Annotated in this window: 8 protein-coding genes; 2 read left to right on the top strand and 6 right to left on the bottom strand. The window is 36.1% G+C overall.

Annotated features, from left to right (window positions below; genetic code table 11):
- The first annotated feature begins 176 nt into the window (after positions 1-176).
- Positions 177-1,256 carry an AI-2E family transporter gene (locus DM447_RS16325; RefSeq protein ID WP_332871762.1) on the top strand — a complete coding sequence of 360 codons (1,080 nt, stop codon included), beginning with the start codon at positions 177-179 and terminating at the stop codon, positions 1,254-1,256.
- A 48-nt stretch (positions 1,257-1,304) separates the two neighbouring features.
- Here the strand turns inward: DM447_RS16325 and DM447_RS16330 are convergent, their stop codons facing one another.
- The 4 genes from DM447_RS16330 to DM447_RS16345 form a co-directional block, all read right to left on the bottom strand.
- A complete protein-coding gene (locus DM447_RS16330; protein ID WP_112182251.1) occupies positions 1,305-2,396 on the bottom strand; it encodes a DctP family TRAP transporter solute-binding subunit in 1,092 nt (363 codons plus the stop codon).
- Between the two features lie 44 nt (positions 2,397-2,440).
- Positions 2,441-3,721, bottom strand: a complete 1,281-nt coding sequence (locus DM447_RS16335) for a TRAP transporter large permease (RefSeq protein WP_112182252.1) — start codon at positions 3,719-3,721, stop codon at positions 2,441-2,443.
- 39 nt (positions 3,722-3,760) lie between these two features.
- Positions 3,761-4,318: a TRAP transporter small permease gene (locus DM447_RS16340; RefSeq protein WP_112182253.1), complete on the bottom strand. Its 558-nt coding sequence runs from the start codon at positions 4,316-4,318 to the stop codon at positions 3,761-3,763.
- Between the two features lie 452 nt (positions 4,319-4,770).
- On the bottom strand, positions 4,771-6,621 hold the full coding sequence (locus DM447_RS16345; RefSeq protein WP_112182254.1) for a cation:proton antiporter: 1,851 nt from the start codon (positions 6,619-6,621) through the stop codon (positions 4,771-4,773).
- Between the two features lie 395 nt (positions 6,622-7,016).
- Here DM447_RS16345 and recQ point away from each other — a divergent pair, with 395 nt between their 5' ends.
- On the top strand, positions 7,017-9,116 hold the full coding sequence (gene recQ / locus DM447_RS16350) for a DNA helicase RecQ (RefSeq protein WP_112182255.1): 2,100 nt from the start codon (positions 7,017-7,019) through the stop codon (positions 9,114-9,116).
- Positions 9,117-9,404: 288 nt separating this feature from the next.
- On the opposite strand, the gene DM447_RS16355 is transcribed toward recQ, so the two are convergent.
- Together DM447_RS16355 and DM447_RS16360 are read right to left on the bottom strand one after the other, a co-directional pair.
- The gene (locus tag DM447_RS16355) at positions 9,405-10,751 is read right to left on the bottom strand and encodes an IS4 family transposase (protein WP_112180187.1); all 1,347 of its coding nucleotides are present in this window, start codon (positions 10,749-10,751) and stop codon (positions 9,405-9,407) included.
- Between the two features lie 628 nt (positions 10,752-11,379).
- The gene (locus tag DM447_RS16360) at positions 11,380-12,609 is read right to left on the bottom strand and encodes an aminopeptidase (protein ID WP_112182256.1); all 1,230 of its coding nucleotides are present in this window, start codon (positions 12,607-12,609) and stop codon (positions 11,380-11,382) included.
- Between the last annotated feature and the right edge of the window lie 3 nt (positions 12,610-12,612).

A 12,612-nucleotide genomic window follows, 5' to 3' on the forward strand; every position in this document is an offset into this window, starting at 1 on the left:
TACTCCCCTTTATTCATGTATTTTATATTAAGTCTACTGTGAGATATTGTCAACAAAACTATCTTTTTTTACTATATTTAAAATATTAGAAGATTGTAGTTTTATATGCTATTCTTATAGTAAATACTGTTAAAATACATACTAAAAAATTTCAATAAAGGAAGTGGTTTTTTTTGATGCATCAAAAATGGTTTCGAATTCTAATAACAACCATATTAATTTTCGTACTTATTTATTTAATTTCGATAACTAATTTTGTTTTTGCACCATTGGTCGCCTATCTGACAGCAATTGCCGTACCAATCATTGGAGCGGGAGTTATTTTTTACGTTACTAATCCGCTTGTGAATCTATTAGAAAAATACAAAGTTCCACGTCTCATCAGTATTTTCATTGTATTCCTTCTAATAATTACACTTGGATTTTTTGGAGTGAATTATATTGTACCAATTGTTCAAGATCAATTTAATAAACTTGTCTCGAATACACCAAGTATGATTTCGACCGCAGAGGAGTTAATAAACTTATGGCAAAATAATCAAGATTATATTCCAGAACAACTCGAGACTACCATTCAGAATGTTACAGATAACCTAAACACCTATGTAGAAAACATTACATCTTTTCTACTTGATGCAGTTGGACAAATATTCGGCTTTGTATTTTCTTTCTTCCTTATCCCTTTCTTCCTATTCTTTATGTTGAAAGATGGGTATAAGTTTGTTCCATTTATTACACAGTTTTTAAGCAAAGCGAAAGCAAAAAGCTATAAAACATTAATGGGGGATATTAATCACACATTAGCTTCCTTTATTCAAGGACAATTTATTGTTAGTGTTTGCGTTGGTATTATGCTCTATATTGGATACGTCATTATTGATCTGCCCTATTCATTAACACTTGCATTATTCGCAGTCTTAATGAACTTCATTCCATTTGTCGGTCCATTTTTATCTGCAGTACCTGCTGTTATTGTCGGTCTCTTCCAAGATCCAATACTCGGGGTATGGGCTGCCGTTGTTATGATTATAGCGCAACAAATTGAGAGTAATTTCATTTCACCTAATGTAATGGGCAAGGTACTACAAATTCATCCGTTAACTGTCATTACATTAATTCTTGCTGCTGGTGGTATTGCTGGTTTTCTTGGACTACTGTTTATAATACCAGCATATGCAGTAATTAAAACAATCATTTCACACTTTTATCATGAATGGAAAAAACAACAACCTGAAGATGAACAAGATATTTTATAATCAAAAAACCAGGCTCATTAGTTGAGAGCCTGGTTTTTTTGATTATGCTTATTGTGCTGCTTCAATTTCTTCTTCTAACTTATCAAGAATTGCACCATCTACCTCTGATACTTCATCGCGATAGAAATCACGAACAGGAACAGCTAGTTCTCTAAATGCATCACGTTGTTCTTCTGTTAACTCAACAACTTCTGTTGGGTTATCCGTGTCATTCTTAATTGTTTCTAAGAACTCTTCGTTTTGACTTGCTTGTTCATCGAATACCCATTCTTGCATCTCTTCTACTGTCTCATCAACAATATCTTTTACATTGTCATCTAGACCATTGTACCAATCTGTATTAACTGTAGTCATTGCTACATAGTTATTATGATTAGAGATCGTCATGTAATCCTGAACTTCATTAAATGAAGCATCTCCAATAAAGAAGATTGGATTTTCTTGTCCTTGCACAGTGCCGTTATCTAATGCAGTATATAACTCACTCCAGCTCATTGCTGTTGGCTCTGCACCATATGCACGATAAGATTCAAGGATTAAAGGTGATTCTTGTGTACGCATTTTGAAATCCTGAAAATCTTCAGGTGTTTCAAGTGGTGTTGAACTCGTCCACTGCATTGCACCTTCTGTCCAGAATGATAATGGCGAGATATTATATTCTTCATAACGCTCACGTAAATCAGTGTTTAATGCTTCACTTGTTTCTAAAATTTCTTGCGTTGTTTCTACACTATCTGGAAATAGGAATTGAAGAGCAAAAATTTGTCCCTCTTTAACCATTCCACCTGTAAAACCTGGTGACATAACTGCCATTTCAACTCCACCATTTTGCAATAGTTCTACTTGGTCAGTTTCACTACCTAAACCACCATATTCATATGGTTCAACAGTGATTGCTCCATCTGTCTTTTCATCTATACGTGCAGCAAATTCAGCTGCATATTCATATTGTACTTGACCAGAAACTTCTTCTGTTACAAAACGCCATGTAGCAGCTTCAATATCAGATGATGCTGTATCATCACCTTCTGTGTCGCTTCCTGTGTCCGTTTCTGTTTCTTCTTCCCCTCCACAAGCTACTAATAAAAAGCTAAGTGCGAGAACTGTTAATAAACCGAAAAGATATTTTTTCTTAAAAATATGCCTTACCCCCTAATAAATTTGTTATATATGATATCACTACTCTACGATGGGATGAACCAACGATAAGCTAGTGAAATATCCGGTATAAAGATTAAGAGTGCACCAATTACTAATAACATAACAATAAATGGTGGCGTTCCCTTAATAACCTCTAAATAAGGTTTTTGATAAACCGCACTGGCGGTGAATATATCGACACCAAATGGCGGTGTTGCAGAACCCAAAGCTGCTTGGAACGTTACGATAATTCCAAGATGAACAGGGTCGATACCTGCTGCTGTTGCCGCTGGTAAAAAGATTGGTGTTAAAACTAAAATAACAACTATTGGATCAACAAACATACAACCTATGAAAAAGAATAAAGATACCATTAATAGTACATATATTGCGCTAGGATCTGTACCTAGGACTGTTTCCGTAATCTGCTGTGGTATTCTTGCGAATGAGATCAACCATGTGAATGCTTGACCACCAGCCACTAAAACAAATACCGCGGAAGTTACTAAACCAGTTGACAACGCAACATTTGGTAGGTCCTTCAGTTTTATTGAGCGATATATTACTACTTCTAATATAAAAGCGTAAAATACTGACACACCGGCAGCTTCTGTTGGTCCAAAAATACCAGAGTATAAACCACCTATTACAATTATCGGAAATCCTAATGGTAATAATGCTTTTTTAGTAAATTTCCAACGCTCACCCCAATTTGCCTTTTCTGCTAATGGGATTTTTTTGAAACGCGCGTATAAATAACTATAAATTGCAAATGTAAGAAACACGAGCAAGCCTGGAATAATGCCTGCTAGGAATAAATCTCCAACAGAAGTTCCAGAAACAAGTGCATACATAATCATTCCAATACTAGGCGGGACAAGTAACGCGATATCTGAGGAATTAATTATTAATGCAATTGCACTTGAATCTTTATAACCTGCTTTAAGTAAACGTTGCCTCATTGGTGTTCCAATTGCTACAACAGTTGCTTGTGTTGAACCAGAAATAGCACCAAACAATGTACATGCAGCTGCGGTTGTAATCGCATAACCACCACGAATATGCGCAACAAATGAGCCAATAAAATCTAATAAACGATTAGATGTTTTCCCTGTCGTCATTATGTCTGCAGCAAAGATAAACAATGGCACAGCCAATAATACATATGATTCAATTCCAGTTTTTAATTGCTGAATCATTAACATCGGATCCATCATTGGAAAATAGATCATCATTACCACTAATGGGGCAGCAATTAAAGGAATCATCATCGGGAAATTTAATAATAACAAGACGATCATAATCGTCACTAATGTCGTGAGCATAGTGTAATCCTTTCCCCTACCATATTTACTATTTTAACTCTATACATGAATTTGATCCTTTATATCTTCATCATTTTCTTTATCATTATAATCTTTCACATCTGTGCCTAGATAAATTTCTTTGTGCCTGATATTCATCCATACATTTCTTAAGTACTGTAATCCACCTAGGAATAACCCAATAGGGATAAAGACTAACATATATACTGCTGGTAATTCTAACGCAGCTGTAACTGTTCCACTCTCATAAACAGATTGCACGTGTCTGAAAGAGTAATAAGAAACAACAAAAAGAACAATTGCAGTAACTAATGGAATAAATATTGCCAATACTTTTCTAACTTTAAATGGAGCTAAATCATAAAATGCTGACATACTAATATGTCGTCCTTTTCGTGCAGCATAACTGATTCCCATAAAAGTTGCGATAATTACAGCAAACAAACTAATCTCAGCTGCAAAGAACCAACTTTTCCCTGTAATCGCACGACTAAGTACGTTTCCAACAACCATAACTGCAATTAATAAAACGGAATAACTTAAGATAATCTCTTCTAATTTCAATAAAAAATTATCGAGTATTTGGAATAGTTTCAATTACTTGTTCCCTCCTCTATTGGGATGATGGTACACGATAACCATATTATTCAGACTATTACTATTATAGTGTAACGTAGATTTCTTAACAAATACGCTAAGCTTTAGTTACACTGCTTCTTACGACAAATATAAGCCTGTAATAAAAAGGAGCGGTGTATATGTAGTTATAAGCTTAAATACTCTTTTTTCTTGGCAAATACTTTAAATATGCTAAAAAAAGGGTTTTAGTTCACTTATATATTCCTAATTAATTTAACTCCCTCCTTTTTTATATCTATTACATCTGTAGACTACTGGATATCGCATCTCCTTATAATGTACAAACTGTATGAAATGCATAAGAGATACCTATACACATTATGTAATACCCTTTCTTTTAAAAAATATGCATTCATCCTAACAAATAGCACGAAAAAAGGGCCATGCTATTTTTTGCATGCCCCTTTTTATTATGATTGTTTATCATTTCGTTGTTCTTCAATCTTTTCTCTCATCTTATTAAATTCCTTGCTTGGTGGTGTTAAACTGATGACCGTATCACCTACTTCTGGTGAAATTGTTAGTTCCTCCGTAAAGAAAAGTAGTTTTCCGTTTGCTTTTAGCACAAATAATAAAACGGTATGTGGTTCACAGTTATCACGATAATTTTTAAATGTATATTGCTCTGTTAATGTTGTCTTTCGGAATACATAACCGATTTCTACTTTATGTGCTAAATCATCCAAAGCGACATCTCGAGTGAATAATATTCTTCCACCAATTGTATGGTCCATATCTTCTATATTATCACCACTATTGTGTTGAATAGAAAGTCGATAAACGTCTTTTCTACCGAACTCTGGGACAAACGTAGAAGCTACTAAAGCATTATAAGAATCATATTCAGTGGCAGCAATCAAGTAATCATACGGCGTCATATCGACCGTATACTCCGTCTGCTCTGATAAAATTTCTCCATGATGGATATCTATTCCTGCCTGTCTCGCTTTATAAAGACGTTCCCACGATGAATCACTAATTAAAATAGGTACTTTTAATTCATTCATTACCTTCGCTAAGGCGACGGAGAATTGATTACTACCTACAATTAATGCACCTGGTTTACCATCTGAGGATAAATCTAATTTTTTCGCTAACCAACCAATTGAAAACCCGTGTGCACAAACAGTAAAGAATACGAGAGCAAATGTTATAGATGTGATGATCTCTGCACCTTCAAAATCTCCATCTGTAAAAACAGAAGCAAAATAGCTCGCCACTGTTAGTGCAACAATTCCGCGAGGTGCGATCCAACCTACTAGGATTTTTTCATTAAACTTCAAATCAGTTCCTATCGTCGATATAAAGATGGATAGTGGACGAACTAAAAATAACATTAAAAGTACGTAGCCTATAATTTCAGGATTAAAGACTTGAATTAATGTTTCTCTTGTTAATGAAGCGGTCAGCATAATAAAGATTGCTGATACGAGTAAGATAGATATATCTTCTTTAAAGTGACGCATCTGTCGAATAGATGCAATACCCATATTCGCTAAAGTCATACCCATAGCTGTTACAGCTAGTAGACCTGTTTCATGCGTTACTTCATCTGCAATTGCAAAACAAGCGATTACTGCACTTAATACTGCCGAGGATTTTAAATACTCTGGCATATGTCCAGCTTCAAATAACCAACCAATCAATTTTCCGAATCCTATACCAAGTACTACAGCAAAAATAGACGCTAGAATAAAGATTAGTAATGCTGTTATATCAGCAGTTTCAGCTGTTAAAAAGACAATAATTTCAAATGCAAACACAGCTAGTAGTGCACCAAAGGGGTCGACAATAATGCCTTCCCATTTCAGAATTTTAGCTGGCCTTGGTTTTAATTTTGACTGTCGTAATAACGGTAATATAACTGTTGGGCCTGTTACAATAAAAATGGCACCAATGACAAAGGATATAGTCCATGATAATCCTGCTACATAATGAGCAGCTAGTGAGCCTAGAACCCAACTAATTAGAGCTCCCCACGTTACAATTCGAAGTACAGGTTTACCTAATCCTCGTACTTCTTTAAAATTTAAATTCAAACTACCTTCAAACAAGATAATCGCAACTGCTACGGAAATAAAGGGACGATACATGTCACCAAAGTCCTGTTCCGGATGAATAATACTAAAAATAGGACCTGCAAGTAAACCAACAATTGACATAACGACAATTGCAGGAAAACGAAATCGCCAAGCTACCCATTGGGAACCGACTCCAAGTATACCAATTATCATAAATTGCACTAAAAATGAACCGATCATTTTGTAGCCTCCTCTCTATCCGTCTAACTTTCTAATTATAACGATAGTTTACTTGTCGCGCCTAATAATGTAAAACAGTTTGAACTATATTCGTCTTCTTTTTTACTCTTCACGAAACTTTGAAGCTAGTTAAACCTTGAATTTCAGCTATTTTAAAGCATCATACAAATTTTAAAACAACTTTTTAAAAAGTCCCTTCTATTAATTTGTCATCTAATGTTAGAATAAGATATAAAGTTCGACTAACAATCCGCACTTCCACGGCTTGTTAGTCGAACTAAACAGGTTGTTAGCGTCCTTTCGTTCCCACTAAATTAACCGCATTATACTTCAATTAAAGTGGAGCCTTATCGACGGTGATACTAAACTAAATTTGAAAAAGGATGGCTATCTAGATGTTAGAAGAAGCAAAAAAGTTATTAAAAGAATATTATGGATTTGATTCTTTTAGGCGTGGCCAAGAAGAGATCATTCAGCATGTTTTACATAAAAGAAATACGTTAGGTCTTATGCCTACTGGTGGTGGCAAATCGATTTGCTATCAAATTCCCGGTTTACTACTAGATGGTACTGCTATCATCGTCTCTCCATTAATTTCATTAATGAAGGATCAGGTAGATGCGCTACACGCTTTAGGTATTTCTGCTACATATATTAATAGTTCACTTTCTGGTGAAGAACAACAAGCCCGCTTAAAAGAGTTAAAGGAGGGGAATTATCACTTCGTCTATGTTGCTCCTGAACGTTTTGAAACCAATTCCTTTTTATATACGATTAAACAAATGAAGATTTCTTTTCTAGCCTTTGATGAAGCACATTGTATATCGCAATGGGGCCATGATTTTCGTCCTAGCTATCGATCAATCGTGAATACCTTCCACACCCTCACCCACATTCCCATGGTAATGGCTCTCACCGCGACAGCAACTACAGAGGTTGTGAAGGATATCCAGCGCTTGTTATCGATTGATTCAGACGCCGTAGTTAACACTGGTTTTGCCCGTGAAAATTTAGCTTTTCATCTTATTAAAGGTCGAGATAAACATGAATTTGTTTCTGAATATCTGAAGGAACATCCTCAAGAGTCCGGTATCATTTATGCACCAACAAGAAAGCAAGTAGATTCCATTGCTAATCTATTAGAAGGTAAAAACTTGTCCGTAGCTAAATATCATGCAGGACTTAGTGAACAAAAGCGACAAACAGAACAAAATCGCTTTATCCAAGATGAAGCGACGATAATGGTAGCAACAAATGCATTTGGCATGGGGATCGATAAATCTAATGTTCGGTTTGTCATTCACTTCGCATTGCCAATGAATGTCGAAGCTTATTATCAAGAAGCAGGGCGCGCTGGACGTGACGGAGAACCTAGTGATTGTATTTTATTATTTTCTGGACAAGACATTCATTTACAGAAGTTCTTAATTGAACAGTCGATGATGGATGAAAAAATGAAAACAAATGAATACAAGAAACTACAATCAATGGTTAATTACTGCCACACGGATAGCTGTTTGCAAACTTACATGTTGCATTATTTTCATGATTACTCAACTGATAAGGATTGTGGTCGCTGTACGAATTGCGAGAATATTGGGGAAAAACAAGATAGGACCAAAGAGGCACAAATGGTGCTTTCCTGTGTAAAACGAATGAATGAAAGTTTTGGCGCAGGATTAACAGCAAAAGTCTTAAAAGGTTCTAAAGATAAGAAGATCAAACAGTTTGGCTTTGATAAGTTATCTACTTATAGTTTAATGGCCAATCAAACAGAAAAAGAAATAACGAATTTTATTCATTATTTAGTAGCGGAAGATTTCTTAACCACTGGGGATCAGCGTTTTCCTATTTTACAATTAACAAAAAATGCAGAAGCTATTTTAAAAGGAACCCAAAAGATCTGGATGCAAAAAGGAAAAGTTCTACAAGCAGCTAAGACAGACTACAAAGAAAGTTTATTCGAGAAACTGCGTGTGTTACGTAAAGAAATGGCTGCTCACGATAAAGTTCCTCCGTATGTTCTTTTCTCAGATGCAACATTAAAAGAGTTAAGTCGCTATTTACCACAAACAAAAGAGGACATGCTTCATATTAAAGGAGTGGGAACGAAAAAGTTCGAACAGTATGGAGTGCCCTTCATGGATGCTATTACAGAATGGATAAAAGAACAAGCACCAAAGGAAACGGATGATCAGCCAAGCTATTTGGTTAGTTATCAACTTTATCAAGCAGGTGAATCGTTAGCTGAAATTGCTAACAAACGAGAAATTAAAGAACAAACTGTTTCTAGTCATTTATTTCAAGCTTATCAACATGGGATGGAGTTAGATTGGTCACTCTTTTTTTCCGAAGATGAGGAAATGGCGGTATTGGACGCTCACGAACAACTAGAAGAACCAAAACTGAAAGCCCTCAAAGACAGTCTAGATGAAAGCTACAGTTATGAAATCATCCGAGCGGTATTAATAAAAAATAGGATCTTAACGAGTTAACCTATTGTGATTGAGATCATTATTACTTATATCATTAAGCCACTTTCTAAAAAATAGTAACTATGACTAACTCTCTATAAACTTCGACATAACGTGCTTGATCTCACTACGTCAGCAAAGGGTTTCGCTTTCCGTGGGCACAACCCATAGCCGTCAAGCTAAGGATAAACTATAGAAAAAACAAACATTACGCAACTAACTTCTAACATAAAGTTGAATTATTTTCCAATTAGATGTATGTGTAATAATAAGCCACTTTACTATTTTAAAAAAATGTATACCGTAAGCCTATACTGCTTGGAAGGTTTGTTCATACGTAAGATATAGAATGTCAAAAGGACTCTTATGTTGATAACGATGATCTTTCCTTCCATGCCTGTAGACATTTTGATAGATGTTCTTTATCAATGTAATAAAGGAAGTGCTATGATACAACGCTTGGCCTTGATCCTCTTCAATGGCGCTTTTCACATGGTCGATACATTTGAACTCACTGCCTTCGATCTGATGCTTCTGATAGAGGTAATAACGACATTGAAAAGCAATCATAGATGATAGAAGAATATGAATTAGCGTACCATATAAATGGCACGCAAACCGTTCAGGATTCATTGCGCGCACCTTGTCGATATGAAATAATGATTTCCATGTTTTAAATAGAATTTCCACTTGCCAACGTAAGGAATAGATTGGGTATAACCCTTGCATATCTACTTGATCCGATGTTATATTGGTGGCAAGGATTTGGATTTGATTTTTTTTGGTGGCGGATTGGGTGTGACCCCCTTTCCGTCTTCTCTTTTGTAAATACCCCTCTCTTTTCATTTTCTGTTCCTCGGTTAATTGTTGCACGACAAGACGCGTTTGAAGTGTGTTTTTTCCTTTTTTTCCGATTTGAATGTGTCCATAATCTATCGCCTCTCCAGGTTCCAATTTTTTTGCATCTTCTTCTGGTTTGATTTCCATCATCTTCCCTTTTTCATCCCATGTCCAAAACGTCATATTGGCAGGAACACGTGAGATATAAAAGCCACCTGCACGCTCTATTTTCTTCAAATGTTCGCCAGAAAAGTAACCCAAATCGCGCAAGATAAGATCTCCTGATTCAATTGTATCTGCCAATTCACGTGCTGCGTATTGGTCGCTTTTTGTTTGGTCATAAAGGAATGTATGCAGAAATTTCCCTTCAAATAGTTCATATTCTAATTGGATTTTGGCACCATCCGGGTGATCTGGATCATTTTTAGGTACACCAAAAGAAGTGGCATCTAAAATACGGATACGAGAAAATAAATGATCTATATATAATGGACGCGTAAAAAGAGCTTGTTGTTCAGCTAGTTGATAAAAAATCCCCTTGAGAAAGGCTACACTTTTCTCATTGAAACGTTGATGTAAGGCTTGTTTAGATATATCTGCGCCAGATAAGCGCGTGATCGTTGCACATAACTTACTCAATCGTTCAGAGCCAACCGTTTGTTGCATAAAAGCACAAATACTTAGAAAATCCTCTGGCTTTAATTTGTTTTGGCGTTGAACAAAGCCAATTTCACGCGCCCATTGACGCACCTCAGAGACTGATAACACCTGATGAATGCCTTGAATAAATGGCTCCATTTCTTTCTTGAAACGCATCGAAACTCCCTCCAAATAAATTTTCCTTATCCGTTAGGGTATCGTATTTTTCTAGTTCTTTAAACCGTAGTGCTTAGCTTGACGGCTATGGGGCACAACCTCAGCTATCTATAGAAGCAAAGTTCGCTTCTATAGAGGATCTTCGGTTTGTGGGATTGCGATTACTCATCCCATCGAAAACATTTGCTGTTCCCACAGGAGTCTCAACCATTTGCTTCCTTCGTTCTAGCGGTCTAAATTGAAATATAAAATTGGAACATTTGACAAGCCTACCTTGTCGCTATAGTGTAAGTAACTTCCATACACAATAATCATGTAGTATTTCTAATTCAAACTAGCTGTAATTCGGAAACTCGTGCTGTTCCTATAGGATAAGGAATGCTTCGACAGTGATAGAGAGCTTGTTTTCTATCTTATTTGTAATTTACGACTCAAGAAAGGATACAACTATACTAGTGATTGAAATATACGTAGACTCCTGTGGGAACAGCACGGAAAGCGAAGTATATTTCAAGAGCGGTATGCTACGTCTCAATTTCTTTCAGGTTCGAATATTTAAACGTAACATCGTTTACGAAAAGAATTCATTAAAAAACCTCGCAAAGCTAATTTGCGAGGTTTTCGTTTATTAAAATGCCCATGCGCCTTTTCGGAAGACTGCTTCTGTTGTGCCGTCAGCACTTACGCCATCGATGTCTAAATCACCTGATCCGATCATGAAATCAACGTGTGTCAGACTATCATTTACACCATGTTCATCTAACTCTTTATCATTCATAGCTGATCCGCCCTCCAAATTTGTTGGATAAGCTTTTCCTAGTGCAATATGACACGATGCATTCTCATCATATAAAGTATTAAAAAAAATCAAATCAGACTGTGAAATCGGCGATGCATGCGGTACTAATGCTAGCTCCCCTAGTCTACTAGAACCTTCATCAGTATCAAGTAAATGTTTGAGTGTTTCAAGACCTTGTTCTGCTTTGAAATCGACAACCTTACCTTCTTTAAAAGTCAGACTGAAGTTATCTATCATGTTTCCACCATAGATTAATGGTTTCGTACTTGCTACTGTACCATTCACGCCATACTTATGTGGTAATGTGAACACTTCTTCAGTAGGCATATTCGGATTAAAAGTCGTTCCTTCTGATGTTTTAGCAGAACCGCCTTTCCAAACATGTCCTTTTGGTAAGTCAAAACTAATATCTGTACCTGGCGCTTTAAAAACCAATTTAGTGTATTGCTTTTTATTTAACACTTCTCTTGCGTCTTTCAATTTTTGATTATGTTCATCCCATGCTGCAACAGGATCTTCTTTATCCACACGGACAATCTTAAATATTTGTTCCCAAAGGCTTTCCTTTGCATCTTCTGTTGACTTTTCCGGGAATATCTTTTGTGCCCAATCACCTGTTGGAATGGAAATAATTGACCATGCAATCAAATCATTCATAATATACTTACGAAATTCCTTCATTGCTTCCGCGCTTGCCTTTTGCGCTTTTGCGACTTTTCCTGCATCAACATCTTTTAACAAATCCGGATTGGTCGAACGAATTGACAACAACGCCGCTCCATCTTTTGCGAAGGCCAACTGTTTATCAATTTTCCATTGTGGGATCGTTGTTAACACTTCTTCTGGCGCATTTTGATATTTTAACAGTGTTAACGCATCATCTTCCCAATTTACAAGCACATCTTTCGCACCTAATTCATACGCTTTTTCAACAACAATTCGCGTGAAATCTGCTCCTTCAATTGATGAATTAACCATCAACGCTTGCCCTTTTTGTAAATTAACTCCGGTACGTAAAGCTAGTTCTGCATACTTTTCTTGCATTTGTAAATCTGACATGAC

Origin of the sequence: Paraliobacillus zengyii (genome assembly GCF_003268595.1) — a bacterium.
Classification (GTDB): Bacteria; Bacillota; Bacilli; order Bacillales; family Amphibacillaceae; genus Paraliobacillus_A; species Paraliobacillus_A zengyii.